We start from the raw sequence: 24475 nt of genomic DNA on the forward strand, positions 1-24475 counted from the left end.
TACAGGATGTCCCGCATGACCCGACCCTTGTCCCGCCGCCTGCTGACCCTCGCACTGGCCTCGGCGCTCGCGCTGCCGGCCTGGGCGCAGACGGCGATCACGCCTTTCAAGGTCACCGACATCCGCATCGACGGCCTGCAGCGCATCAACCCGGGCACGGTGTTCACCTACCTGCCGGTGGAGCGCGGCGATACCCTCGACCAGGGCAAGGCCGCGGAGGCGCTGCGCGCGCTGTACAAAACCGGCTTCTTCCAGGACGTGCGGCTGGACCACGAAGGCGGCATCCTCGTGATCACCGTGGTCGAGCGCCCGGCGATCAACAAGCTCACCTTGTCGGGCAACAAGGACCTCAAGACCGAGGACCTGACCAAGGGCCTGAAGGAGATCGGGCTGGCCGAAGGCGAGACCTTCAACCCGCTGGACCTGGACCGGGTCACCCAGGAACTGACCCGCCAGTACAACAACCGCGGCAAGTACGGCGTGCAGATCAGCCCGAGCATGGAGCGCCTGGACCGCAACCGGGTGAACCTGACCATCACGATCAAGGAAGGCAAGGCGGCCAAGATCCGCCATATCAACCTGATCGGCAACGACAGCTTCAGCGACGAGGACATCACCAAGAACTGGGAGTCGCACACCAGCAACTGGCTGAGCTGGTACAAGCGCGACGACCAGTACTCGCGCGAGAAGCTCTCGGGCGACATCGAAAAGCTCAATTCCTGGTACCTCGACCGCGGCTATGTGGACTTCAGCCTGGATTCCACCCAGGTGGCGATCAGCGCCGACCGCAAGGACATGTTCATCACCGCCGGCCTGACCGAGGGCGAGGTGTACAACTTCGCCGATATCACGGTCTCCGGCGACACCGTGCTGCCGAAGGAAGACATCGAGAAGATCGCCGGCATGATCAAGCCGGGCAATACGTTCTCGCGCGCGGCGCTGGAGTTCGTGTCGAATGCGATCACCCTGCGCCTGGCCAACATCGGCTATGCCTTCGCGCGGGTGAACCCGGTGCCGACCATCGACCGCGACAAGCGCACGGTGGCGATCGACTTCCAGGTGCAGCCGGGGCCGCGGGTGATGGTCCGCCGCATCGTGTTCAAGGGCAATACCCGCACCGCCGACGTGGTGCTGCGCCGCGAGATGCGCCAGTTCGAGGACAGCTGGTACTCGCAGGCGGCGATCGACCGCAGCAAGGTGCGCCTGGACCGCCTGGGCTACTTCGAGTCGGTCGATGTGGACACCCAGCCGGTCGCGGGCAGCGACGACCAGGTGGACGTGGTGTACACGGTGAAGGAAACCACCTCCGGCAGCATCACCGCGGGCATTGGTTATTCGCAGCTGTCGGGCGTGAACCTGTCGCTGTCGCTGTCGGAGAACAACTTCCTCGGCACCGGCAACCGCACCTCGCTGGCGGTGACCCGCAGCGTCTACCAGAAGCGCTACGACTTCTCCTTCATGAACCCCTATTTCACCGATGACGGGGTCTCGCTCGGCTACAACATGTACTGGCGCGAGTTCGATTATTCGAACTTCAACGTCGCCCAGTATTCCAGCAACAGCGGTGCCTTCCAGGTGTTCCTGGGCGTGCCGCTGAGCGAGAGCGATTCGATCTCGCTGATGCTGGGCATCGACAAGAACCAGATCCTGGCCTACCAGGGCACCACCCCGCAGCCATTGGTGGATTACGTGGATGCGATCGGCAAGCGCACGTTCCACTCCTGGCGCGCCCAGGTCGGCTGGGGCCGCGATACCCGCAACAACTATTTCACCCCGGTGGTGGGGACCACCCAGAACCTGCTGCTGGAAGTCACCCTGCCCGGCTCCACGGTCGAGTACTACAAGCTCAGCTACGACATCGCCAAGTACTGGCCGCTGAGCCAGTCGCTGGTGGTGAAGACCGGGCTGAACCTGGGCTACGGCAATTCCTACGGCAAGGACTACGTCCGCAACATCTGCTTCACCCCGCCGACCCTGGTGGACACCAACAACGATGGCGTCGGCGACACCTACGTGCCCGGGCCCGCGCCGAGCGATCCGTGCCTGCCGACCTCGGGCGACTACGTGAAGACCGTGACGGCCAGCGGCCTGCCGTTCTTCGAGAACTTCTACGCCGGCGGCATCTCCTCCAGCGGCCGGGTGCGCGGCTTCATGGACAACACCCTGGGGCCGTCCTACACCTCTGCTTTCGGCTACAAGCAGCCGCTGGGCGGTTCGTTCCTGCTGGCCGGCTCGGTGGAAACCATCTTCCCGAAGCTGTTCGACAGCCCGTCCGCACGCGTCTCGGCCTTCCTCGACTTCGGCAACGTATACGACGGCTACAAGAACTTCAGCACCAGCGAGCTGCGCGCCTCGGTCGGCGTGGCCCTGCTGTGGCGCTCGCCGATGGGCCCGCTGTCGATCAGCTACGCACTGCCGGTGCGCAAGAAGGACGGCGACCAGATCGAGCGGCTGCAGTTCAACTTCGGCGGCCAGCTCTGACGGCAACCGCGGCATGAACGCACCGGTTTTCACTGCGTCCGGGCTGGCCCAACGCTTCGGGCTGGCCTTGCGCGGCGAGGATCGCGAGGTGCACGGCGTGGCCACCCTGGCCGAGGCAGGGCCGACGCAACTGGGCTTTCTCGCCAACCCGCGCTATCGCGGCCAGTTGTCCCAGACCCGCGCCGGCGTGGTGGTGCTGCGCGCGGAGGATGCCGAGGCCTTCGCCGGGAGCGCGCTGGTGGCGCGCGACCCCTACGTGGCGTTCGCGCGCATCGCCGCCCTGTTCGAAGGCCGGCCCGCGCGCGCGGCGGGCATCCATCCCAGCGCCGTGGTCGATCCCACTGCCCACGTCGATCCCGCGGCCCATGTCGGCCCGCACGCCAGCATCGGCGCGCGCAGCCGGATCGCGGCGGGCGCGGTGGTCGGGCCCGGCTGCGTGATCGGGGAGGACTGCGAGGTCGGCGAGGACTGCGAGCTGCAGGCACGGGTGACCCTGCTCACCCGCGTGCGCCTGGGCAAGCGCGTGCGCATCCTGCCCGGCGCGGTGCTCGGCGGCGCCGGCTTCGGCCTGGCGATGGACGCGGGGCACTGGATCAACGTCCCGCAACTGGGCGGCGTGGTGGTCGGCGACGACTGCGAAATCGGCGCCAACACCACGATCGACCGCGGCGCACTGGGCGACACCGTGCTCGAGGAGGACGTGCGCCTGGACAACCAGATCCAGATCGGCCACAACGTCCGCATCGGCGCGCACACCGCGATGGCCGGATGTTCCGCCGTCGCCGGCAGCGCGCGCATCGGCCGCTACTGCCTGATCGGCGGCGGCGCCGGCATCCTCGGCCACCTCGAGGTCTGCGACCGCGTGGTGGTGACCGCGATGTCGCTGGTGACCCATTCGATCCGGACTCCGGGCGAGTATTCTTCCGGCACCCCGTTGATGGACAATCGCAGCTGGCGCAAGAGCGCCGCACGCTTCAAGCAACTCGACCGCATCGCCCGGCGCGCCCCCGGCGGCGGCAAGGACGACGAATGAACGACCCGAACACCGACGTGCAACTGCCGGTCACCAGCGCCGAGATCGAACGCCTGCTGCCGCACCGCTATCCGTTCCTGCTGGTGGACCGGGTGGTCGAATTCGAGAAGGACAAGCGCGTGCTGGCGTACAAGAACGTCAGCTACAACGAACCCTTCTTCAGCGGCCACTTCCCCGGACATCAGGTGATGCCCGGCGTGCTGATCGTGGAGGCGCTGGCCCAGGCCGGCGGCCTGCTGACCCAGCTCTCGCGCGATCCCGGCGCGGGCGAGGGCCAGATCTTCTACCTGGTCAAGGTGGACAACGCCAAGTTCAGCAAGATGGTGGTTCCGGGCGATCGCCTCGAACTGGAGGTCGAGCTGAAGCGGCGCATCCGCAACATGGCCCAGTACGCCGGCGTGGCCCGGGTGGACGGCGAGAAGGTGGCCTGCGCCGAGATTCTGTGCGCGGCCGCCAGCCAGGGCTGACCCGATGGCCGGCGACCCCGCAGCCCTGATCCACCCGACCGCCGTGATCGATCCCGGCGCGCGCCTTGGCACGGGCGTGCAGGTCGGCGCGTACGCGGTGATCGGCGCCGAGGTGGAGATCGGCGACGGCACCCGGATCGGCCCGCACTGCCTGATCGAGGGCCCGACCCGGATCGGGCGCGACAACGTGATCCACGGCCATGCCGCGATCGGCGGCGCGCCGCAGGACAAGAAATACCGGGGCGAGCGCGTTGCACTGGAAATCGGCGACGGCAACGTGATCCGCGAATTCGTCACCATCAACCGCGGCACCGGCGATGGCGGTGGCGTCACCCGGGTCGGCAGCCGCAACTGGATCCTCGCCTACTGCCACGTCGCCCACGATTGCCAGGTGGGCGACGACTGCGTGTTCTCCAACAACGCCACCCTGGCCGGGCACGTGACGGTGGGCAACCACGTCATCCTCAGCGGCTTCGCCGGGGTGCACCAGTTCTGCCGGATCGGCGACCACGCCTTCATCGGCATGGGGGCCTTCGTCAACGGCGACGTGCCGCCCTACCTGATGGTGGCGCAGGAAAAATACGCACGCCCGCGCGGCATCAACGCCGAAGGCCTCAAGCGCCGCGGCTTCGACGCCGCCCGCATCGCCGCGATCAAGCGCGCCTACCGCGCGCTGTACATGGGCGAGGCGAAGCTGGACGAGGCCAAGGCCGAGATCGCCGAAATCGCCGCCGCCAGCGACGACGTGCGCGCGTTCCTCGAGTTCATCGACGCCGGCGAGCGGCCGTTGCTGCGGTGAATCCGATCGGCTTCGTCGCGGCTGAGGCGGGGGCGCACTCCAAGTCGCTCCACGTTATTCGCTTTGTTGGAGCACGCCCCCGCCTCAGCCGCGACCCGATTGACGCGCGGGAAGCAGCATGACGGTTCGCATCGCCCTCTGCGCCGGCGAGACCTCCGGCGACCAGCTCGGCGCCGACCTGGTGGCGGCGCTGCGCGAACGCTTCCCCGATGCGCAGTTCGCCGGCATCGGCGGTGAGGCCATGCGCGCGGCCGGCGTGGACACCTGGTGGGATGCCAGCGAACTGGCGGTGATGGGGCTGGCCGAGGTGCTGGCGCATCTGCCGCGCCTGCTCCGGCTGCGCCAGACGTTCCGCCAGCGCGTGCTCGCCTGGCAACCGGATGTGTTCATCGGCATCGATGCGCCCGACTTCAACCTCGGCGTGGAGCGCTGGCTGAAGCGGCGCGGCGTGCGCACCGTGCACGATGTCAGCCCGTCGGTCTGGGCCTGGCGCGAACACCGCGCGGCGAAGATCGGCGCGAGCGCAGACCGCGTGCTCTGCCTGTTCCCGATGGAGCCGCCGATCTACGCCCGGCACGGCATCGATGCCGCCTTCATCGGCCACCCGCTGGCCGATGCCATCCCGCTGCAGCCAGACCGCGCCGGCGCGCGCGCCGCGCTGGGCGAACCGGCCGACGCGCCGATCCTCGCGCTGCTGCCCGGCAGCCGGCTGGGCGAGATCCGCCGCATGCTGCCCGACTTCGCCGCGGCGGCGCGCCTGCTGGCGCACGACGTGCCCGGCCTGCGGGTGCTGGTACCGGCCGCGAACGCGCACTGCCGCGCCGCGATCGATGCGCTGCTTCGCGATGCGCCGCTGTTCCGCGTCATCGACGGCCAGGCCCAGCGCAGCATGATCGCCAGCGACGTGGTGCTGCTCGCCTCTGGCACCGCCGCGCTGGAAGCCATGCTGTGCAAGCGCCCGATGGTGGTGGGCCACCGCATCGCGCCGCTGACCTACCGCATCGTCAAATGGCTGGGCCTGCTGAAGTCGCGGTTCGTCAGCCTGCCGAACGTGCTGGCCGGCGAAGCGCTGATCCCCGAACTGCTGCAGGACGACTGCACGCCCGGCAGGCTGCACGCCGCCCTGCTGCACTGGTTCCGCGATCCCGGCGCGGTGGCCGCGCTGCAGCCGCGCTTCCTCGCCCTGCACGAAACCTTGCGCCGCGATGCGTCCCGCCGGGCCGCCGACGCGGTGGCGGAGCTGCTGCCGCGATGAGCCTGCGCGTGGCCGGCATCGACGAGGCCGGGCGCGGGCCACTGGCCGGGCCGGTGGTGGTGGCCGCGGTGGTGTTCTCGCCGGGTCGGGTGCCGGTGAACGGGCTGGACGATTCCAAGGCGCTGACCGAGAAACAGCGCGAGCTGCTCTACCCGCGCATCTTGGAGCGTGCGCTGGCGTGGAAGATCGTGTTCGTCGAGGCCGAGGAGATCGACCGCCGCAACATCTTCCAGGCCACCATGCACGGCATGCGCGAGGCGCTGCTCGGCGTTATGCACGTGGCCGACTGCGCGCGCATCGACGGCAACCGCCTGCCCAAGGACCTGCCCTGCCCGGCCGAGGCCTGGGTCGGCGGCGACGCCCGCGACCGCAGCATCATGGCTGCCTCGATCCTGGCCAAGGTCGCGCGCGACGCACGCATGCGGGACTTGCACGCGCAGTACCCGCAATACGGCTTCGACCGCCACAAGGGCTACCCCAGCCCACTGCACCTCGACGCCCTGCGCCGCTTCGGGCCCTGCCCGGCGCACCGCCGCAGCTTTGCCCCGGTCCGCGCCGCCCTGGCGGCAACGCCGGTGCAGGCCGCGCTGCCCGGATTTCCGCCAGCCACCTGAGCCGGGTGCGGACGGCAAACCAGCGTTAGCCAAAATCAACCATCTTGAGCTGGATACATGCCGCTTAACCGCCCGGCGGCATGTCCCAACACATTTTCGACACGGGAAGCATGGGCTCGATGCAATTGAGCGCTTTCGCCACCTCGACAAAGTGCGCATCCCGATCCTGGAAATCGTAGCGGGCCACTTTGCTCAGCGTGTTCGTTATTTCGCACTCACTGTCAACGACACCCCGGATGAGCCCCCTGCGATTAAAAAGGTAGGACGCGGCGCGCGCGATGATGCCCTCCATTTTCCTGATGCGTACCGGATCCACAGGCCCCGACCCTTCAGGAACCAGGTAAAGCACACGCAATGACTTGAGGAATCGTTCAGCAGCATCGAACCGTCCCTCATCATTGATAGGCTCGCCGAGGCTGCCTAGTCCCTGATCATTTGGTGCAGCCTTCAATTCGTGGACTCTATCCACAGTGAACTGATTCCTGATGTGGGTCATGGTTCTTTTCGCCAAAGAGCTTGCGCCTTTGGTACTGATGCCCACATGCACGAACCGCCATCCCGAGCCTCCGGGCCTTTTGGCCAGCCAAATGTAAACACCCTTTCGATCGAGCGGATCCCCGCCTGCCTTGAGCCAGTGCGCATACTCGATCCTGCCGCTCTTCGATTTTCTAGCGACAAATGGAGAATCCACAGGCGACCAATATCGCCATTTACCACAAGCCAAATTTTCCTCCACCACGGCCGGCAGCTCGAAGCCCCCTTGGACCAGACCCCTCATCAATACCCTCATACTGAATAGACTCCGACCATCGCTATTACTTCGTCCCTGAAGGTTTCGCGAAGCCGCTTCGGATGGATGACCTCCACCATGGAACCGAAGCCTAAAAGCCACCAACGCAACGTTTCGTCATCCTCTACCGTTGCCCTCACCTCAACCCGCCCATCCTTCAGATCGAGGATCGCCTGATCTGCGGCCAAAGGCGTTTCCCGCAAGTGTTCCGCCGCATCAGGATCAAAACGTGCGACCAGCATGATTCGACCTCTACCCCGGTATTTGGACCCTGCGGCTTTTGCATAGGCCTGGAAGTCGAATCCCTGCGGCTGCTTCGCAGGAAGGCCCAATTCTTTCACTGACGACAGGCGATGCAGTGCCAGCTGCAGAACATCGTCGTAATCAAACGTTGTGCAAACGAGATACAGAATCACCCCCCGCACCATCAAACCAAGAGGGTGTATCAGGAACTCCTTTGCCTCCTTGCTGCCTTTCGTCCGGTATCGTGCACTGAAGCAGCGCCGATGGGACAGTGCCGATTGCACGGCCACCAGGGTGCCAACCGGAATCTTGGGCGGCATCAGCGCAAGCCCCTGCGGAATCACGACCGTCCTAGCGGGCCAGTCCTTCCAGCCCGAATGCGCCAACGCCTGCTCCGCCGCATCAAATATCGGGGCGATCTCCTTCCCCAATGCCTCCGGCAGCAGTGCGCGCAGGTGCGCACGGGCCAATAGCAATACCACGGACTGCGATGGCAACAATCGCGGCAGGGCCATGAGGCCCGAGCCCCTCGACCACGACCAGCCATATGGCCTGGACCGGTCATCCAACAACAACGGAAACCGCGCGGAAAGTGCATGCAGGTCACGCTCGATCGTGCGCCGAGACACTTCAAAGCCCTCCACGAGCAGCCTCGACTCCAGCTCGGCAGTCGTCATCTTGAGCGGACTGCGCGGGATGGCCTGTAGCAATGCGATGTATCTAGCAGCAGTCAGACCAGCCGCTTTTGACATGAGCCCTCCTCATAACTTCCCCAGGATACATCTGCGTCCGACAAGGAGTGTCGGATGGATGTAGATCATTGGAGCGGTGATTCTGACAGGAGTGACGGATGCGCACCAATAAAATACAGCCTTCCGCATCAATCAGAACGCTTTTACTTTTGGCTCGCAGGCATGACATCCAAACACTATGGCTACTCCGGATTTAGCTTCACCTTTGTGGCGGACACGATGGCATCGACCAGCTTGCAGGCCCGTCCGCAGGCCTTGCGGCGCTCGCGGTAAGCCGAGCCGGCGAGCGTCGCATCGTAGCGCTCGCCATGCGCGTTGCGCCGAAGCTCGCGCGCCACCGTCGAGGGGGAACGACCCAGCATCCGGGCGATCGCCACCCCGGCGCTCCCTCGGAGCGTCTCAGCCATGATCAGGCCGCGCTCCTCGGCTGACAGGTGTGTGTATGTTCGTGCCATGCCTGAACCCTACGTGTTAGGCGTTGCACTTGGAATTTGAGACTAGCACTTTGACCCAAGGCGGCAAATGCAGACGAGCACAGGACGCAATCATTTCAGTGCAATGTTGAGCGAATTCATTTAAGCCAAGCCAAAACCATGACCCCCAAGCCCGAAGACCACCTGCTTGCTTGCCATCGAGTCACGATGCCACTCATTTACGCCACACCACTGCCACCACGAGTCGCCATCTATGAATTGCCAGCGGCTTCACCCGGCGAGACCGTGCCGCATGTCTACAGAATCCTTGATGTAGCAAAGAGCGATTTCAAGGATGTTTGCGCAACGCTCCGCGCTGACGGAAACCAAGAAGAGTATGCCACCACCATCCTGCTTTTGAAATTTGCCTTGAATGGTTCGGATGCGCCCCATCTCCCATCGCACACATTTTGGTTGCGACGTACTCGCCACGTCTACAACGAGCTACGCGCACTTCGGATGCTACTGGTAGACCCAATTGCGGCAAAGACCTGGCCCTGCATTGACACGATGGATCACTTGGCTGCCCTGTCGGTGGGAAGTGAACTTTGCATACTCGAAGCCAAAGGCCCCGAGCTTATTCCGGCCATGGATGAGCTCAAGCGCAAGCTGAACAGCCAACGCCCAGCCCACTCCTTGCTTCTACAAGTTCGATATCCGCCAGATCAAAACCCAATAACTGCCATGGAACGCACAAAAAATTGGGTTGAATCGCGCACAACGCTCGAAGGCAAGGCCATTTTTCTGTTATCGACAATGCCGAGCCAATCGCTCCAATATGAACTTATCGCGATGACGATCCGATGACGCAACCTTTCAACGCGGAGGGAGTGACGCGCAACACGCGACTGGCAACCGGACAGGCCGAAGCCACTGGCCCGATTCCGGACGCCCTCGGCATGGCTCGCCTGTCAAGCCTTGCCCGCTCCGCCCCCGCGGCCTACCCTGCCGCTTCCATACGCGATGCCGCGATGCCCGCACGCTTCGTCCACCTGCACCTGCATACCGAGTTCTCGCTCGCGGATTCCACCATCCGCGTGCCCGAGAAGCCCGACTATGCGCGGCCGGAAAAGGCCGGCGACCGGCCCAACCTGCTGAGCCGGGCGCTGGAGCTGCGGCTGCCGGCATTGGCCGTCACCGACCGCAACAACCTGTTCGCGCTGGTGAAGTTCTACAAGGCGGCCGAAAGCGTGGGCATCAAGCCGATCGCCGGGGCCGACGTGCTGGTGGCCGACGGCGGCGATGCGCCCTCGCTGCTCACCCTGCTCTGCCGCGACCGCAGCGGCTACCTGAGCCTGTCGCGCCTGCTCAGCCGCGCCTGGCTGGAGGGCCAGCGCGGCGACTGCGTGGCGATCGAGCCGGAGTGGCTGCGCGACGACCACGCCGGGCTGTTCGCCATCGCTGGCCGCCAGAGCCTGGCCGGGCGGCTGGCGACGGGCGGCCGCCACGACCTCGCCGAGGCCCAGCTGGCGGCGCTGCGGCAGGTGTTCGGCGAGGACCTGCACCTGGAACTGACCCGCACCGGCCGCGACGGCGAGGAGGTGTTCAACCGCTTCGCCCTGCACGCCGCCGGCAAGCTCGGGCTGCCGGTGGTGGCCAGCAATGACGTGCGCTTCCTCGATGCCGCCGGCTTCGAGGCGCACGAGGCGCGCGTGTGCATCGCCAGCGGCCGCACCCTGGACGACCCGCGGCGTCCGCGCGAGTACAGCCGCGAGCAGTACCTGAAATCGGCCGAGGAGATGGCCGCGCTGTTCGTGGACGTGCCCGACGCGCTGGACAACACGGTGGCACTGGCCCAGCGCTGCAATCTCGAACTACGGCTGGGCACCTACTTCCTGCCCGCCTATCCGGTGCCGTCCGACGAGACCCTGGACAGCTGGATCCGCAAGCAGGCGCGCGAAGGCCTGGAAGCGCGCCTGCAGAAGAATCCGCTGGCGCCTGGCAAGACCCGCGCGGACTACGAGGCGCGGCTGGAATTCGAGCTGGACACCATCTGCAAGATGGGCTTCCCCGGCTACTTCCTGATCGTGGCCGACTTCATCCAGTGGGGTAAGCAGCAAGGCATCCCGATCGGTCCCGGCCGCGGTTCCGGCGCCGGCTCGCTGGTGGCCTGGGCGCTGCAGATCACCGACCTCGACCCGCTGCCGTACAACCTGCTGTTCGAACGCTTCCTCAACCCGGAACGCGTGTCGATGCCGGACTTCGACATCGACTTCTGCATGGACCGCCGCGACGAAGTGATCGAGTACGTCGCCCGCAAGTACGGCCGCGACCGCGTCAGCCAGATCATCACCTACGGCACCATGGCCGCGAAGGCCGTGCTGCGCGATGCCGGACGGGCGCTGGGCTTCGGCTACGGCATGGTGGACGGCATCGCAAAGCTGATCCCCAACATCCTCGGCATCACTCTCAAGGACGCGCTGGGACGCGGCAAGGGCGGGATGGACGGCGAGATGGCCTCGCCGGAGCTGATCCAGCGCTACCAGGCCGAGGACGACGTGCGCGATCTCGTCGATCTGGCCCTGCAGCTGGAGGACCTCACCCGCAACGCCGGCAAGCACGCGGGCGGCGTGGTGATCGCGCCGTCGCCGCTGTCCGACTTCTGCCCGCTGTTCGCCGAACACGACCACGGCACGCTGGGCAAGAACCCGGTGACGCAGTTCGACAAGGACGACGTCGAGGCGGTGGGCCTGGTGAAGTTCGACTTCCTCGGCCTGCGCACGCTGACCATCATCGACTGGGCGGTGAAGGCGATCAACGCGCGGCGCGCGCGCGAGGGCGCCGAGCCGATCGACATTTCCGCGATCCCGCTGGACGACGCCAGCGTCTATCGCGACATCTTCGCCAACGGCAACACCGGCTCGGTGTTCCAGTTCGAATCCGCCGGCATGCGGCGCGCGCTGAAGGACGCGAAACCCGACCGCTTCGAGGACCTGATCGCGCTGAATGCGCTCTACCGCCCCGGCCCGATGGAGATGATCCCCTCGTTCGTGGCGCGCAAGCACGGCCTGGAGGAGTTCGACTACCCCGACCCGCGCACCAAGGCCATGCTCCAGGAGACCTACGGCATCATGGTCTACCAGGAGCAGGTCATGCAGATGGCGCAGATCGTCGGCGGCTACTCGCTGGGCGGCGCCGACCTGCTGCGCCGCGCGATGGGCAAGAAGATCCCGGCCGAGATGGCCAAGCACCGCGAGATGTTCCGCGAGGGCGCGGCGAAGAACGGGGTCGATGCCGCCAAGGCCGACGAGATCTTCGACCTGATGGAGAAGTTCGCCGGCTACGGCTTCAACAAGTCGCATGCCGCCGCGTACTCGCTGGTGGCCTACCAGACCGCCTGGCTGAAGAAGCATTATCCGGCCGAGTTCATGGCGGCCACCCTGTCCTCGGACATGGACAAGACCGAGAAGGTGGTGGGCTTCCTCGACGAGGCGCGCGGCCTGGGCCTGACCGTGCTGCCGCCGGACGTGAACCATTCCGGCTTCATGTTCGTCGCCACCGATCCGCGCACCATCCGCTACGGCCTCGGCGCGGTGAAGGGCGTCGGCCAGGGCGTGTGCGAGGCGATCGTGGCCGCGCGCGAGGACGGCGGCGTATTCCGCGACCTGCTCGACTTCTGCCAGCGCGTGTCCGCCGCCGGCCTGAACAAGCGCACGCTGGAGGCGCTGATCCACGCCGGCGCGATGGATGCGCTGGCGGTCAACCGCGCCTCGCTGATGCTGCAGCTGCCGGAGGCACTGAAGGCCACCGAGCAGATGGCGAAGAACCGCGAGGCCGGCATGTTCGACATGTTCGGCGGCGGTGGCGGTGGCAGCGAAATCCGGGTGGAGTTGCCGGAAACCACCGAGTGGCCGCTGGCGCAGCGGCTGCAGGGCGAACGCGACACGCTGGGCTTCTACCTCAGCGGCCACCCGATGGACCCGTACCGCGAGGACGTGCAGAAGCTGGTCGGGCACGACCTGTCGATGCTGGAGGCGCTCTGGGACGCCGGCTCCCGCGGCAATCGCCCGCAGGAAGGGCGCAGCTGGCGGCCGATGGTGCAGACGGTAGTAGCCGGCCAGGTCGTCGGCATGCGCAAGCGCGGCGATTCCCAGGCCTTCGTGCAGCTGGAGGACGGGCGCGGACGCATCGAATGCGGCTTCTTCGGCGAGCAGTGGACCCAGTTCGCACCGCTGCTCACCCGCGACCGCATCCTGGTGGTGGAAGGCGGCCTGCGCGAGGACGAATTCAACGGCGGCTTCTCGCTGCGCGCCACCCGCTGCTGGGACTTCGCGCAGATCTGCCAGCAACAGGCGCAGCGCATCGCCATCCGTTTGGACCTGCGCGTGGCGGAGGCACTGCCGCGACTGGAGGATGTGCTGACGCGGCATGCCGGGCCGACTCCAGTGCTGCTGGAGGCCACCACCGCGGCCGGCGTCGGCCGCCTGCTGCTCAATGGCGGGCGCGGCCTGCGGCTGGAACCGGACCTGCCCGGCCTGCTGCGCAGCCTGCCCGGGGTGAGCGCGGTCAACGTGCAGCTGGCGCGGCCCTGGGCGAGCGCCTGAGCCCCCACCGTCCGCCTCGGTACGGCGCCCCGGCTGCGCTAAACTTGGTCGGATGAACCCGAACTACCTCGACTTCGAGCAGCCGATCGCCGACCTGGAAGCCAAGATCCAGGAGTTGCGGCAGGCCAGCACCGGCCCGGCGCTCAACATCGACGCCGAAGTGCGCGCCCTGCAGGAAAAGCTGCGCAAGCGCACCGCGACGATCTTCCGCGACCTCACCCCGTGGCAGGTCTCGCAGCTGGCGCGCCACCCGCAGCGGCCGTACACGCTGGACTACCTGAAGGTGATCTGCGAGGAGTTCCAGGAACTGGCCGGCGACCGCGCGTTCGCGGACGATCCCGCCATCGTCGGCGGCCTGGCCCGCATCGACGGCCGCGCGGTGGTGGTCGTCGGGCACGAGAAGGGCCGCGATACCAAGTCCAAGGTCCGGCGCAACTTCGGCATGCCCAAGCCCGAGGGCTACCGCAAGGCGTTGCGTCTGTTCAAGCTGGCCGAGCGCTTCGGCCTGCCCATCTTCACCTTCATCGACACCCCCGGCGCGTGGCCGGGCATCGACGCGGAGGAGCGCGGCCAGTCCGAGGCGATCGCCCGCAATCTGCTGGAGATGGCCGAACTGCGCGTACCGATCGTATGCACGGTGATCGGTGAAGGCGGTAGCGGCGGCGCGCTGGCGATCGGCGTCGGCGACCGCACCCTGATGCTGGAATACAGCACCTACTCGGTGATCAGCCCGGAAGGCTGCGCCTCGATCCTGTGGCGCGACGCGACCAAGGCCAAGGAGGCCGCCGAGCAGCTGGGCATGACCGCCAGGCGCCTGAAGGAGCTTGGCCTGATCGACAAGGTGGTACGCGAGCCGATCGGCGGCGCCCACCGCAATCCGGTGCAGATGGCCAGGCGCCTGAAGGCGGTCCTGCTGAACGAGCTGGACGCGCTGGACGCGGTGCCGATGGAGACCCTGCTGGAAAACCGCTACCGCCGCCTGCGCGGCTACGGCGCCTACGAGATCCACGCCGCCTGATTTCCAGGCCTGGTTCCCACTGATCCGCAGGGCCGACCTGCACGAACCGCATGCCTGTTGCCGCTGCGCGTCGCTGCGGATGCGCCGCGCCAGCTGCTTTTGCTAGATTCCCCGGGCCGGCAATCCGCCGGCATCGGGGAGGAATCCATGATCATCAAGCGTATCGACGTGCTGTCGGCCGGCAAGATCGCGGCCATCATCGCGGCCGCGTTCGGCCTGCTGGCCGGCGTGGTGTTTTTCCTGTTCGGCAGCCTGCTGGGCGCGCTGTTCGGCAATGCGTTCGGCCATGCCGGCGGCGGCGCGATGGCGGGCGGGTTCCTGGGCATCATCCTGCTGCCGATCCTGTACGGCATCTTCGGCTTCATCGGCGGCGTGATCCAGGCCTTCGTCTATAACATCGCCGCCGGGGTCGTCGGCGGCATCCGGATCGAAACCGAGTAACGCCCGCAGCCCCGCGCCCCGGCGCGGGCGCGGGGCCCTCGATGGAGCACCCGACCGCCATGTCCCTGGCGCTGCCAGCCCCGCCCCGGGATGGCCCGCTGCTGGTGGGGTTCAGCGGCGGCATGGATTCGAGCGTGCTGCTGCATTGCCTGGCCACGACACCAGCGCTGCGCGCACGCGGCTTGCGCGCCCTGCACGTCCACCACGGCCTGCATCCCGAGGCCGATGCCTGGGCCGCGCATTGCCAGGTCGTCTGCGCCGGGCTCGGGGTGCCACTGCAAGTCGCGCGCGTGGAGGTGGACCCGGGCTCCGGCCTCGGCCGCGAAGGCGCGGCGCGCGCGGCCCGGCACGCGGCGTTCGCGCAGGCGCTGCAGGACGATGAGATCCTGGTGCTTGCCCACCATCAGGACGACCAGGCCGAAACCTTCCTGCTGCGCGCGCTGCGCGGCTCCGGAGTGGACGGCCTGGCGGCGATGCGTGCCTGGCGGCCCTATGCGCGCGGCTGGCTGTGGCGTCCGCTGCTGGAGCTTCCGCGTACGGCGCTTGCGGCTCATGCGCAGCGCCATGCCCTGCGCTGGCTGGACGACCCCGCCAATGCCGATCCCAGCTTCGACCGCAATTTCCTGCGCCAGCAGGTGCTGCCGCTACTGCAGCGACGCTGGCCGCAGGCCGCCGCGAATCTCGCACGCAGCGCGGCCCTGGCGGCGCAGGCGACCGACCTGCTGGACACCGACGATACCGCGCTGCTGGCGGGCATGCGCCTGTCCGCAGACACCCTGGATGCTGCGACCCTGCGCGCACTGGCGCCGGCGCGGCGCGCGCGCGTGCTGCGCCACTGGATCGCCGCGCTCGGCCTGCCGCCGCTGCCGGGGCAGGCGGTGGCGCGGATCGAGCGCGAGCTGCTGGACGCCCCGCGCGACGCGAACCCGCGCATCGACTGGCACGGCGCACGCCTGCAACGCTGGCGCAACCAACTGCACGCCGGGCCACTGCGTGACCCGCTGCCATTGGGCTGGGAAACACTCTGGGACGGCTGCGCGCCGCTAGCCTTGCCAACCGGCGATGTGCTCGAACTGCACGGCCGCGCGGGCTTCGAGGCGCCGCTGCGCGTGCATGCCCGGCGCGGCGGCGAGCGCATCCGCCTGCCTGGGCGCGCGCATTCGCATGCGCTCAAGCATGTGCTGCAAGAAGCAGGCATCCCGCCTTGGCGACGCGAGCGCCTGCCGCTGCTGTCCGCCGCCGATGGCACCCTGCTGGCCGCCGGCGACGGCATCCTCGCGGCGCCACTGGCCAACTGGCTGCAATCCCGTGGCGCGCGCCTGCGATGGGTAGAGCCGGGTTGAACCTGGCGTAAACTTGCCGGCATGGCCAAGACACCCGATACCCAGGCAGCGCCGCAAGACGCCTCGGCAGTCGCCGACTTCGAGCAGTCGATGCAGGCGCTGGAGCAGCTGGTCGCGAAGATGGAAGCCGGCGATATGACGCTGGAGGAGTCGCTGGCCGCCTACGAACGCGGGGTCGGCCTGTACCGACGCTGCCAGTCCGCGCTGGAGCAGGCCGAGCTGCGGGTGCGCCAGCTCAGCGATCCGGCGCGCCCGGAGCAGGCCAATCCCTTCGAGAACGACGATAACCCCTTCGAAAGCGACGATGACTGAAGCGGCCCTGGCGCGCTGGCGCGCGCGGGTGGAGGCCGCGCTGGAGGCCGCCCTGCCCGATCCCGCGCGGGACCCGCAGCGCCTGCACGCGGCCATGCGCCATGGCGTGCTGAACGGCGGCAAGCGCATGCGTCCGCTGCTGGTGTATGCCACGGGCAGCGCGCTGGGCGCTTCCGATGCGGCGTTGGATGCGGCGGCAGTGGCGGTGGAACTGGTGCACTGCTATTCGCTGGTGCACGACGACCTGCCGGCGATGGACAACGACGCCCTGCGCCGCGGCCAGCCCACCGTGCACGTGGCGTTCGACGAGGCCACCGCGATCCTCGCCGGCGACGCATTGCAGGCGCTGGCGTTCGAGCAGCTCGCCACTGCCCCGCAGGCGTCGGACGTGCGCATCGCGATGCTGGCGGAGCTGGCGCGCGCCGCCGGCGTGGCCGGCATGTGCGGCGGACAGGCACTGGATATCGATGCCACCGGGCGCGCCATCGACCTGCCCGCGCTGGAACGCCTGCACGCGCTCAAGACCGGCGCCCTGCTGCGCTGCGCGGTGCGCCTGGGCGCGCTGGCCGGGCACGCCACGCCAGAGCAGTCCGCGGCGCTGGACAGCTATGCCGAAGCGCTGGGGCTGGCATTCCAGATCAAGGACGATCTGCTCGATATCGAAGGCGACTCGGCCACCCTCGGCAAGACCGCCGGCAAGGACATCGCGCAGGACAAGGCGACCTTCCCGGCCCTGCTCGGCAGCGCGGCCAGCCAGGCCCGGCTGCAGGCGCTGTCCGCGCAGATGCAGGCGGCGCTGGACGCGCTGGCAATTGATACCGAAGCGCTTTCCCTGCTGGCGCGGCAGGTAGTGCAGCGCCAGCACTAACGCGGAGACCGCGCGCTCAGCGCGCCTGGCGGCGACCGCCCTGGGCCCCGCCACCGCGGCGGCCCTCGCCCTGCCCATCGCGGGCGGGCTTTGCGCCCGTGTGCGCGTGCGCATGCGCCTCCGCGCTGCGCGGCTTGCCGTGCGGGCGGCGGTTGCGGCCCGGGCGCGGGCCGCGCGCCGCATCGGCGAACGGCGCGGCGTCGGTGCGGATGGCGCGGCTGGGCTCGAAGCCCGGCACCGTTTGCATCGTGATCTCGCGGCCCAGCAGCTTCTGGATCTGGCGCAGCAGCCCGGCCTCGTCCGGCGACACCAGCGAGATCGCCTCGCCGCTGGCGCCGTTGCGGCCGGTGCGGCCGATGCGGTGGACGTAGTCCTCGGCCACCATCGGCAGGTCGTGGTTGATCACCAGCGGCAGCTGTGGGATGTCCAGCCCGCGCGCGGCCACGTCGGTGGCGACCAGGATCCGGACACGGCCGCTCTTGAACTCCGACAGCGCCTTCTGGCGCGCGGCCTGGCTCTTGTTGCCGTGGATCGCCAGCGCCGGCAGCCCGGCCTTCTCCAGCTGCTCGGCCAGGCGGTTGCAGCCGTGCTTGGTCTTGCCGAACACCAGCACCTGGTCGGCGTGGCGGCGGGCCAGGATGTCGACCAGCAGGTCGCGCTTCTTCGCCGCATCCACCGGATGCGCGTGGTGGCGGATGGTCTCGACCACGGTGTTCTGCGCGGCCACCTGCACCTGCCGCGGGTCCTGCATGAACTCCAGCGCCAGCGCCTTGATGCGCGGCTCGAAGGTGGCCGAGAACAGCAGCGTCTGCCGCTGCGCCGGCACGTGCTTCATCACCCGCTTGATCGAGGGCAAAAAGCCCATGTCCAGCATGCGGTCGGCCTCGTCCAGCACCAGCATGCGCACGTCGCCGAGCTTGCAGGTGCCACGCTCGAGGTGGTCGATCAGGCGCCCGGGGCAGGCCACCAGCACGTCCACGCCGCGCCGGAACGCCTCCACCTGCGGCTGCATGCCCACGCCGCCGAACAGCGCAGTGACGTTGATGCGCAGGTGCTTGGCATAGGCGCGCAGGTTGTCGGTGATCTGCACCGCCAGCTCGCGGGTGGGGGTGAGCACCAGCACCCGCGGCCGGCGCAGGCCTTCGGGCTTGGGCAGTTCGGCCAGCTTCTGCAGCAGCGGCAGGCCGAACGCGGCGGTCTTGCCGGTCCCGGTCTGGGCACCGCCCAGCACGTCGTGGCCGGCCAGCACCAGCGGGATCGCCTGCGCCTGGATCGGGGTCGGGGTGGCATAGCCTTGCTCGGCCAGCGCGCGCAGCAACGCGGGCGCAAGGCCCAGGGATTCGAACGACATCGGGAACACTCCTCAAGGAACGGCACGCGCACGCGGCGCGCACCACCCGGGCGTTCCTGTCGAACCGCGCCGCGGGCATGCATGGCACGACGCCGGGATTCCGGGCCGTGTCTGCGCAACGATGAGCGTACGGGGAAGAAAGCCGCACAAGGCGGCCGGCTTGATCAGGAAAAACGCGACCTTCGCGGAGGAAGGGGGATCAGCCGTGCGCAGAATGCGCGCATTGTACGCGAAATGCCGCTACCTGCCTGCACCGGGCTTTCCTCGCGCACCGCGCCATGCGAGGCTTGTGGCTTCCGCATGCTCGTCGCTCCCGGTTCCCGCTCATGAAGATCGAAGTCCGCATCGCGCAGTGGCTGCTGGCTGCGCTGTTTTTCCTGACCGGCGCCCTGCGCCTGTGGCAGGCCCTGCACGGCATTGCCATCAGCGATACGACCCTGCTGATGAGCACGGCCCAGGTCGTGCTGGGCGTACTGCTGGCCTCCGGCTGGCAGCTGCGCATCGTGGCCCTGTGCGCGGCGGTGTTGCTGCTGATCGACGCCGCGCTGGCGCATCCGTTCTGGAAGCTGTCCGGCGCCAACCTCACGGCATCGCTGCTGGCCTTCCTCAAGCATATGGGCCTGGTGGCCGGGCTGCTGTTGCTCTCCACGGCCGGCGGCGCGCGCCGGCGCTGAGCGTTCAACCGGCGGCCTGCCACAGGGTCACAAGGCCGATCGCAAACACCAGCAGCAGCGCGATGCGGCGGAAGATCGCCTGCGGCAGCCGCGCCAGGATGCGCCGGCCCAGCCAGGTGCCAGCCAGCGCCACCACCGCCAGCAGCGGCACCCACACCAGGTCGTGGGCGTGGAGGTAGCCGTTGCGCGCGTACACCAGGCCGCGGCTGAGGTCGATCGCGAGGTCAATCGCCGCCGAGGTCGCCACGAACACCTCCTTGCGCAGGTCGAACGCGGCCATGGTGATGCCGCGCACCGCGCCGCCGGTGCCCACCAGCCCGGCCATGCCGCCGGACAACACCCCGCCCAGCACCGCATTGCCGGTGCTGGCGCGCACCTTCCAGCGCGGACGCAGCAGCATCCAGCCGCTGAGCGCGAGCAGGAACAGCGCCAGCACCCCGGTCAGCCAGCGGGTGTCGATCGCGGCCGAGGCCAGCCCGCCCAGCACCGCGCAGGCCACCGCGGGCACGCCCAGCCGCAGCAGCAGGCCATAGTCGATTCCGGCGCGGAACAACCCGAGCTTGCTCAGGTTGCTGGCCAGGTGGAACAGCGCGGTGATGCCGAGCACCGACTGGAAGTCGAAGTAGAAATTCGCGATCGGCACGAAGAACACCGACGAGCCGAACCCGCCCACGGTGCCGGCGACCTCGGCCAGCAGCGCCAACAGCAAAAATCCCGCGCCGCGGCCGAACCCCGGCATCAGACGTCCAGCACCAGTCCCGGGCGCGGCAGCACCGCCTGCACGCCGTGGCGGGTCAGGATCTCGCCGGCCAGCGCCTCGCGCGCGCGCTCCTCGCCGTGCACCAGCGCCAGCGGCGGCGGCGCGGAAAACCCCGCATACCAGTCCAGCAGGCCTTGCTGGTCGGCATGCGCGGACAGCCCGCCGACGGTGTGCCGCTGCGCATGCACCTGCACATCGTGGCCGTGGATGCGCACCCAGCGCGCGCCGTCCACCAGCCGCCGCCCGAGCGTGCCTTCGGCCTGGTAGCCGACGAACACGATCCGGGTCTGGCGATGCGGCAGGTGCTGGCGCATGTGGTGGAGGATGCGGCCGCCGTTGGCCATGCCGTTGCCGGCGATGATGATGGCCCCGCCGTGGATGCGGTTGATCGCCATCGACTCCTCCACCGATTCGGTGACGGAGAGGTTCGGCAGCCGGAACGGATTGGGGGTGCCGCGCCACGCCGCGCGCGCCTCGGCGTCGAACAGTTCGTGGTGGCGGTCGTACACCTGCACCACCTTCGCGGCCATCGGGCTGTCGAGGAAGATCCGCCAGCGCGCCATGCCCCAGTCGTCCCAGTGGCGGGCGAACCAGTACAGCAGTTCCTGGGTGCGCCCCACCGCGAACGCCGGGATCAGCACGTTGCCGCCGTCGCGCCAGGCCGCATGCAGGATCTCGCCCAACTCCTGCACGGTGGCGACGCGGTCGCGGTGGTTGCGATCGCCGTAGGTGGATTCCATCAGCAGCAGGTCGGCCGCGGGCACCGGCTCGGGATCGCGCAGGATCGGGGTGCCGCGCATGCCAAGGTCACCGGAGAACACCAGGGTGCGGCCGTCCGCGCGCAGCTCCACGCTGGCCGAGCCGAGGATGTGGCCGGCATCGCGCAGGGTGAGGTCGACCCCCGGCAGCAGCGCCGGATGCGCGCCATAGGCCAGCGGCCGCACCCGTTCCAGCGTGCGCTGCACGTCCTGCCGGGTGTACAGCGGCATCGCCTGCGGCTGCCCCGGCCGGCGCCGGCGGTTGGCGCGTTCGGCGTCGCTTTCCTGCAGCGAGGCCGAATCCAGCAGCATGATCGGCAGCAGGTCGGCGGTGGCGGCCTGGGCGTAGATCGGCCCGCGGAAGCCGGCCATCGCCAGCCGCGGCAGGCGCCCGCAGTGGTCGATGTGGGCGTGGCTGAGCACCACCGCGTCCAGCGCGGCCGGATCGAACGGGAACGGCGCGAAATTGGCCGCCTCGGCCTCCGGGCTGCCCTGCACCATGCCGCATTCCAGCAGCAGGCGGCGGCCCGCGGCCTCGACCAGGTGCATCGACCCGGTCACCTGCCCGGCCGCTCCTTGGAAATGCACGCGCATGCGCCGCCGACTCCCTGAAATGCCCGCGCCAGCTTACCCCGCCACCCCGACTTCCGGCAGGTGGCGGCGGCGCGCCGCCTCGGGCATGGTGGGCGGGTGCCAACACCGGGACTCCCCATGCGCCTGCTTCCCCTCGCCTGCGCGCTTGCGCTCGGCACCGCCGCGGCCGTCGCCCGCGCGGCCACGCCCGCCCCTGCCCCGCCGCCCGCGGTGCCCGGAAGCGCGGCCATCGCCAGCAAGACCCTGGCCAACGGCCTGAAGATCATCGTCTGGCCCGACCACGACATCCCCAGCGCCAACTACTACACCTTCTACAAGGTGGGCAGCCGCAACGAGCACGCCGGCATCACCGGCCTGGCGCACTTCTTCGAACACATGATGTTCAACGGCACCACGAAACGTGCGCCAGGCGAATTCGACCGCATCATGGAAGCAGCCGGCGGCAGCAACAACGCCAGCACCAGCAGCGATTTGACCATCTACACCGACTGGTTCCCGTCCAGCGCGCTGGAGACCATCTTCGACCTCGAGGGCGACCGCATGGCCCACCTCGCGTTCGACCCCAAGGTGGTGGAGAGCGAGCGCGAGGTGGTGTACAGCGAGCGCCGCAGCAGCGTGGACAACGACAGCATGGGCACGCTGATGGAGCAGATGCAGGCCAGCGCGTTCCTGGCGCACCCCTACCAGATCCCGACCATCGGCTGGCCCAGCGACATCGAGCACTGGAGCAGCGACGACCTCAAGCGCTTCTTCAAGACCTACTACGCGCCCAACAACGCGGTGCTGGTGGTGGCCGGCGACGTGCAGCCGGCGCAGGTGTTCGCGCTGGCCGACAAGTACCTGGCCGCGCTGCCGCGCCAGCCGGCGCCGACGCCGGTCACCACGGTCGAGCCGGAGCAGCTGGGCGAGCGCCGGATCGTGGTCGAGCGCGCCGACGCGCAGTCGCCGATCGTGGCCTACGCCTTCCACAGCGGGCTCGGCGCCGGCAGCAAGGACTTCCCGGTGCTGGAGCTGCTGACCACCCTCCTCGCCCAGGGCCAGTCCTCGCGCCTGCACCAGCGTCTGGTGGAGCGCGAGCAGGCCGCGGTGAGCGCCGGTGCGTTCGCGGAAGCCGGGTTCGACCCCGGGCTGCTGTGGGTGTACGCGCTGCTGCCACCGGGCGGCGACATGGCCCGCGCCGAGGCGCTGCTGGACGACGAGCTGGCGAAGATCGCGCGCGACGGCGTGAGCGCCGCCGAGCTGGACAAGGCCCGCAACCTGAAGCTGTCCGCGTTCTGGCGCGGGATGGCCACCATCAACGGCAAGGCGCAGGCACTGGGCGAGGCCGAGGTGTTCCAGGGCGACTACCGCAAGGCCTTCGACGCCCCGGACGCCTACGCGGCGGTGACCCCCGCCCAGGTGCAGGCGCTGGCCGCGAAGATCCTGCGCAAGCAGAACCGCACCACCGGGCTGCTGCAGCCGGTCGCCACCCAGAAGGAGGGCGCACGATGAGCCGCCTGCGTTTCCTGTTCGCGGCGCTGGCCGCACTGGCGCTGTCCGCGGCCTCCGCCGCCGGCATCCGCCTGCCCGACTACCAGACCGTGCATCTGGACAACGGCGCCACCCTGCTGCTGGCCCCGCGCAAGGACGTGCCGATGGTAGCCGCCACCGTGCTGGTGCGCGGCGGTTCGCTGGCCGATCCGCCCGGCAAGGAAGGCACCGCCGACCTGCTGGCCGACATGCTCACCAAGGGGGCCGGCAGCCGCGACGCGCTGGCCTTCGCGCAGGCGGTGGACGGCGCCGGCGGCAGCTTGAGCTTCGCCAGCACCGGCGAGGCGATCATGGGCCAGGCGCAGTTCCTGGCCAAGGATGGCGACCTGATGCTGGCGCTGCTGGCCGATGCCCTGCTGCGTCCGCGCATGGACGCATCCGAATTCGACAAGCTGCGGCAGCGCGCGATCGAGTCGATCGCCGCCGCCAAGGACGCCGACCCGCGCCGACTGATCGGGCAGTACGCGGATGCCTGGCTGTTCCGCGGGCATCCCTACGGGCACCCCGACAGCGGCGACGAGACCAGCCTGGCGACGATCACGCTGGATGACTTGCAGGCGTTCCGCCGCCAGCAGATGGGCGGCGACCGCCTGATCATCGCGATCGCCGGCGACTTCGACCCCGCGCGGGTGACCGCGCAGGTGCGCCAGGCCTTCGGCGGCTGGGACAAGGCCGCGGGCACGCTGCCGCAGGTGGCCGCCAAGGCCCGCGAAACCGGCCGCCGGGTGCTGCTGGTGGACAAGCCCGGCGCCACCCAGACCTACTTCGCGCTGGCCAACGTCGGCAGCCGCCGCGACGACCCCGCGCGCGCCGCGCAGGACCTGGTGCAGACCGCGTTCGGCGGGCGCTTCACCTCGATGCTCAACACCGAGCTGCGGGTGAAATCCGGCCTGACCTATGGCGCGCGCTCGCAGATCGACCGCCCGCGCCAGCCGGGCGCGGTGGAGATCAGCAGCTTCACCAAGACCGAGACCACCCAGGCCGCGATCGACCTCGCCATCACCACCCTCGACCGCCTGCACCGCGAGGGCCTGGACGCGGCCACGGTGCAGTCGGCCAAGCACTACATCGCCGGGCAATACCCGCCCGGGCTGGAGACCGCGCCGCAGCTGGCCAACGCCATCGCCTGGCTGGCGCTGTACGGCGATGGCCGCGACTACATCGACGGCTACCTCGACCAGGTGGCCGCCGCCACCCCGGCGCAGGTGGCCGCCGCGCGCGCGGTGTTCCCCGCCAGCCAGGACCTGGTGATCGTGGCCATCGGCGATGCCGCCAGGATCCGCGAGGTGATGCGCCGCTACGGCCCGCTGACCGAAATGAAACTGTCCGACCCCCGCTTCTCCCCCTGACCTGTCTCTCCCTGACCTGCCGCCGG

22 protein-coding genes are annotated in these 24475 nt (G+C 68.7%); 16 read left to right on the forward strand and 6 right to left on the reverse strand.

Going from position 1 to position 24475, the window contains the following annotated elements; genetic code table 11:
• Window positions 1-15 precede the first annotated feature (15 nt).
• The 6 genes from bamA to EDC34_RS02175 all read left to right on the forward strand — a co-directional run bounded on the left by bamA (window position 16) and on the right by EDC34_RS02175 (window position 6649).
• A complete protein-coding gene (bamA, locus tag EDC34_RS02150; protein ID WP_114959192.1) occupies window positions 16-2481 on the forward strand; it encodes an outer membrane protein assembly factor BamA in 2466 nt (821 codons plus the stop codon).
• 13 nt (window positions 2482-2494) lie between these two features.
• Window positions 2495-3514, forward strand: a complete 1020-nt coding sequence (gene lpxD / locus EDC34_RS02155) for a UDP-3-O-(3-hydroxymyristoyl)glucosamine N-acyltransferase (protein ID WP_114959193.1) — start codon at window positions 2495-2497, stop codon at window positions 3512-3514.
• A complete protein-coding gene (gene fabZ / locus EDC34_RS02160) occupies window positions 3511-3981 on the forward strand; it encodes a 3-hydroxyacyl-ACP dehydratase FabZ (RefSeq protein ID WP_114959194.1) in 471 nt (156 codons plus the stop codon). Before lpxD ends, fabZ begins: the two co-directional genes overlap by 4 nt.
• A gap of 4 nt (window positions 3982-3985) precedes the next feature.
• Window positions 3986-4780, forward strand: coding sequence for an acyl-ACP--UDP-N-acetylglucosamine O-acyltransferase (lpxA, locus tag EDC34_RS02165; RefSeq protein ID WP_114959195.1), 795 nt, complete (start codon window positions 3986-3988; stop codon window positions 4778-4780).
• A gap of 118 nt (window positions 4781-4898) precedes the next feature.
• Window positions 4899-6035: a lipid-A-disaccharide synthase gene (gene lpxB, locus EDC34_RS02170; protein WP_114959196.1), complete on the forward strand. Its 1137-nt coding sequence runs from the start codon at window positions 4899-4901 to the stop codon at window positions 6033-6035.
• A complete protein-coding gene (locus EDC34_RS02175; RefSeq protein WP_114959197.1) occupies window positions 6032-6649 on the forward strand; it encodes a ribonuclease HII in 618 nt (205 codons plus the stop codon). Before lpxB ends, EDC34_RS02175 begins: the two co-directional genes overlap by 4 nt.
• A 64-nt stretch (window positions 6650-6713) precedes the next feature.
• Here the strand turns inward: EDC34_RS02175 and EDC34_RS02180 are convergent, their stop codons facing one another.
• The 3 genes from EDC34_RS02180 to EDC34_RS12265 form a co-directional block, all read right to left on the reverse strand.
• Complete coding sequence (locus tag EDC34_RS02180; RefSeq protein WP_132982832.1) at window positions 6714-7427, reverse strand: hypothetical protein; 714 nt, start codon at window positions 7425-7427, stop codon at window positions 6714-6716.
• A gap of 8 nt (window positions 7428-7435) precedes the next feature.
• The gene (locus EDC34_RS02185) at window positions 7436-8434 is read right to left on the reverse strand and encodes a helix-turn-helix transcriptional regulator (RefSeq protein ID WP_114959199.1); all 999 of its coding nucleotides are present in this window, start codon (window positions 8432-8434) and stop codon (window positions 7436-7438) included.
• A gap of 182 nt (window positions 8435-8616) precedes the next feature.
• Window positions 8617-8889: a helix-turn-helix domain-containing protein gene (locus tag EDC34_RS12265; protein WP_425477427.1), complete on the reverse strand. Its 273-nt coding sequence runs from the start codon at window positions 8887-8889 to the stop codon at window positions 8617-8619.
• A 138-nt stretch (window positions 8890-9027) separates the two neighbouring features.
• On the opposite strand from EDC34_RS12265, the gene EDC34_RS02195 reads away from it, so the two are divergent.
• From EDC34_RS02195 to EDC34_RS02225, 7 genes are all read left to right on the forward strand, one after another.
• Window positions 9028-9714 (forward strand): hypothetical protein, encoded by a 687-nt coding sequence (locus EDC34_RS02195; RefSeq protein ID WP_132982833.1) that lies wholly within the window; start codon window positions 9028-9030, stop codon window positions 9712-9714.
• Between the two features lie 164 nt (window positions 9715-9878).
• On the forward strand, window positions 9879-13451 hold the full coding sequence (gene dnaE / locus EDC34_RS02200; RefSeq protein WP_114959200.1) for a DNA polymerase III subunit alpha: 3573 nt from the start codon (window positions 9879-9881) through the stop codon (window positions 13449-13451).
• Window positions 13452-13503: 52 nt separating this feature from the next.
• The gene (locus EDC34_RS02205; RefSeq protein ID WP_114959201.1) at window positions 13504-14469 is read left to right on the forward strand and encodes an acetyl-CoA carboxylase carboxyltransferase subunit alpha; all 966 of its coding nucleotides are present in this window, start codon (window positions 13504-13506) and stop codon (window positions 14467-14469) included.
• Between the two features lie 147 nt (window positions 14470-14616).
• Window positions 14617-14910, forward strand: a complete 294-nt coding sequence (locus tag EDC34_RS02210) for a hypothetical protein (RefSeq protein WP_114959282.1) — start codon at window positions 14617-14619, stop codon at window positions 14908-14910.
• 41 nt (window positions 14911-14951) lie between these two features.
• Window positions 14952-16253 (forward strand): tRNA lysidine(34) synthetase TilS, encoded by a 1302-nt coding sequence (tilS, locus tag EDC34_RS02215; RefSeq protein WP_425477428.1) that lies wholly within the window; start codon window positions 14952-14954, stop codon window positions 16251-16253.
• A gap of 21 nt (window positions 16254-16274) precedes the next feature.
• Window positions 16275-16565, forward strand: a complete 291-nt coding sequence (locus tag EDC34_RS02220) for an exodeoxyribonuclease VII small subunit (RefSeq protein WP_114959203.1) — start codon at window positions 16275-16277, stop codon at window positions 16563-16565.
• Window positions 16558-17433 carry a polyprenyl synthetase family protein gene (locus tag EDC34_RS02225; RefSeq protein WP_114959204.1) on the forward strand — a complete coding sequence of 292 codons (876 nt, stop codon included), beginning with the start codon at window positions 16558-16560 and terminating at the stop codon, window positions 17431-17433. Before EDC34_RS02220 ends, EDC34_RS02225 begins: the two co-directional genes overlap by 8 nt.
• Before the next feature lie 16 nt (window positions 17434-17449).
• Here EDC34_RS02225 and EDC34_RS02230 read toward each other — a convergent pair whose 3' ends face one another.
• Window positions 17450-18784 carry a DEAD/DEAH box helicase gene (locus tag EDC34_RS02230; protein ID WP_114959205.1) on the reverse strand — a complete coding sequence of 445 codons (1335 nt, stop codon included), beginning with the start codon at window positions 18782-18784 and terminating at the stop codon, window positions 17450-17452.
• A 326-nt stretch (window positions 18785-19110) separates the two neighbouring features.
• On the opposite strand from EDC34_RS02230, the gene EDC34_RS02235 reads away from it, so the two are divergent.
• On the forward strand, window positions 19111-19458 hold the full coding sequence (locus EDC34_RS02235) for a hypothetical protein (RefSeq protein ID WP_114959206.1): 348 nt from the start codon (window positions 19111-19113) through the stop codon (window positions 19456-19458).
• A gap of 4 nt (window positions 19459-19462) precedes the next feature.
• Here EDC34_RS02235 and EDC34_RS02240 read toward each other — a convergent pair whose 3' ends face one another.
• Both EDC34_RS02240 and EDC34_RS02245 read right to left on the reverse strand, forming a co-directional pair.
• Window positions 19463-20197: a sulfite exporter TauE/SafE family protein gene (locus EDC34_RS02240; RefSeq protein ID WP_114959207.1), complete on the reverse strand. Its 735-nt coding sequence runs from the start codon at window positions 20195-20197 to the stop codon at window positions 19463-19465.
• A complete protein-coding gene (locus EDC34_RS02245) occupies window positions 20197-21570 on the reverse strand; it encodes an MBL fold metallo-hydrolase RNA specificity domain-containing protein (RefSeq protein WP_114959208.1) in 1374 nt (457 codons plus the stop codon). The genes EDC34_RS02240 and EDC34_RS02245 overlap by 1 nt, the downstream gene beginning before the upstream one ends.
• A 117-nt stretch (window positions 21571-21687) precedes the next feature.
• Between EDC34_RS02245 and EDC34_RS02250 the strand changes: the two genes are divergently transcribed.
• Both EDC34_RS02250 and EDC34_RS02255 read left to right on the forward strand, forming a co-directional pair.
• Window positions 21688-23061, forward strand: coding sequence for a M16 family metallopeptidase (locus EDC34_RS02250; RefSeq protein WP_114959209.1), 1374 nt, complete (start codon window positions 21688-21690; stop codon window positions 23059-23061).
• Window positions 23058-24449: a M16 family metallopeptidase gene (locus tag EDC34_RS02255; protein WP_114959210.1), complete on the forward strand. Its 1392-nt coding sequence runs from the start codon at window positions 23058-23060 to the stop codon at window positions 24447-24449. The genes EDC34_RS02250 and EDC34_RS02255 overlap by 4 nt, the downstream gene beginning before the upstream one ends.
• Window positions 24450-24475 lie beyond the last annotated feature (26 nt).

The organism is Thermomonas haemolytica (genome assembly GCF_004346265.1).
GTDB lineage: Bacteria > Pseudomonadota > Gammaproteobacteria > Xanthomonadales > Xanthomonadaceae > Thermomonas > Thermomonas haemolytica.

Excerpts from the sequence above, each read along its gene's own strand:
- bamA (WP_114959192.1), top strand. The coding sequence starts at position 16 with ATGACCCGACCCTTGTCCCGCCGCCTGCTGACCCTCGCACTGGCCTCG.
- lpxD (WP_114959193.1), top strand. The coding sequence starts at position 2,495 with ATGAACGCACCGGTTTTCACTGCGTCCGGGCTGGCCCAACGCTTCGGG.
- fabZ (WP_114959194.1), top strand. The coding sequence starts at position 3,511 with ATGAACGACCCGAACACCGACGTGCAACTGCCGGTCACCAGCGCCGAG.
- lpxA (WP_114959195.1), top strand. The coding sequence starts at position 3,986 with ATGGCCGGCGACCCCGCAGCCCTGATCCACCCGACCGCCGTGATCGAT.
- lpxB (WP_114959196.1), top strand. The coding sequence starts at position 4,899 with ATGACGGTTCGCATCGCCCTCTGCGCCGGCGAGACCTCCGGCGACCAG.
- EDC34_RS02175 (WP_114959197.1), top strand. The coding sequence starts at position 6,032 with ATGAGCCTGCGCGTGGCCGGCATCGACGAGGCCGGGCGCGGGCCACTG.
- EDC34_RS02180 (WP_132982832.1), bottom strand. The coding sequence starts at position 7,427 with ATGAGGGGTCTGGTCCAAGGGGGCTTCGAGCTGCCGGCCGTGGTGGAG.
- EDC34_RS02185 (WP_114959199.1), bottom strand. The coding sequence starts at position 8,434 with ATGTCAAAAGCGGCTGGTCTGACTGCTGCTAGATACATCGCATTGCTA.
- EDC34_RS12265 (WP_425477427.1), bottom strand. The coding sequence starts at position 8,889 with ATGGCACGAACATACACACACCTGTCAGCCGAGGAGCGCGGCCTGATC.
- EDC34_RS02195 (WP_132982833.1), top strand. The coding sequence starts at position 9,028 with ATGACCCCCAAGCCCGAAGACCACCTGCTTGCTTGCCATCGAGTCACG.
- dnaE (WP_114959200.1), top strand. The coding sequence starts at position 9,879 with ATGCCCGCACGCTTCGTCCACCTGCACCTGCATACCGAGTTCTCGCTC.
- EDC34_RS02205 (WP_114959201.1), top strand. The coding sequence starts at position 13,504 with ATGAACCCGAACTACCTCGACTTCGAGCAGCCGATCGCCGACCTGGAA.
- EDC34_RS02210 (WP_114959282.1), top strand. The coding sequence starts at position 14,617 with ATGATCATCAAGCGTATCGACGTGCTGTCGGCCGGCAAGATCGCGGCC.
- tilS (WP_425477428.1), top strand. The coding sequence starts at position 14,952 with ATGGAGCACCCGACCGCCATGTCCCTGGCGCTGCCAGCCCCGCCCCGG.
- EDC34_RS02220 (WP_114959203.1), top strand. The coding sequence starts at position 16,275 with ATGGCCAAGACACCCGATACCCAGGCAGCGCCGCAAGACGCCTCGGCA.
- EDC34_RS02225 (WP_114959204.1), top strand. The coding sequence starts at position 16,558 with ATGACTGAAGCGGCCCTGGCGCGCTGGCGCGCGCGGGTGGAGGCCGCG.
- EDC34_RS02230 (WP_114959205.1), bottom strand. The coding sequence starts at position 18,784 with ATGTCGTTCGAATCCCTGGGCCTTGCGCCCGCGTTGCTGCGCGCGCTG.
- EDC34_RS02235 (WP_114959206.1), top strand. The coding sequence starts at position 19,111 with ATGAAGATCGAAGTCCGCATCGCGCAGTGGCTGCTGGCTGCGCTGTTT.
- EDC34_RS02240 (WP_114959207.1), bottom strand. The coding sequence starts at position 20,197 with ATGCCGGGGTTCGGCCGCGGCGCGGGATTTTTGCTGTTGGCGCTGCTG.
- EDC34_RS02245 (WP_114959208.1), bottom strand. The coding sequence starts at position 21,570 with ATGCGCGTGCATTTCCAAGGAGCGGCCGGGCAGGTGACCGGGTCGATG.
- EDC34_RS02250 (WP_114959209.1), top strand. The coding sequence starts at position 21,688 with ATGCGCCTGCTTCCCCTCGCCTGCGCGCTTGCGCTCGGCACCGCCGCG.
- EDC34_RS02255 (WP_114959210.1), top strand. The coding sequence starts at position 23,058 with ATGAGCCGCCTGCGTTTCCTGTTCGCGGCGCTGGCCGCACTGGCGCTG.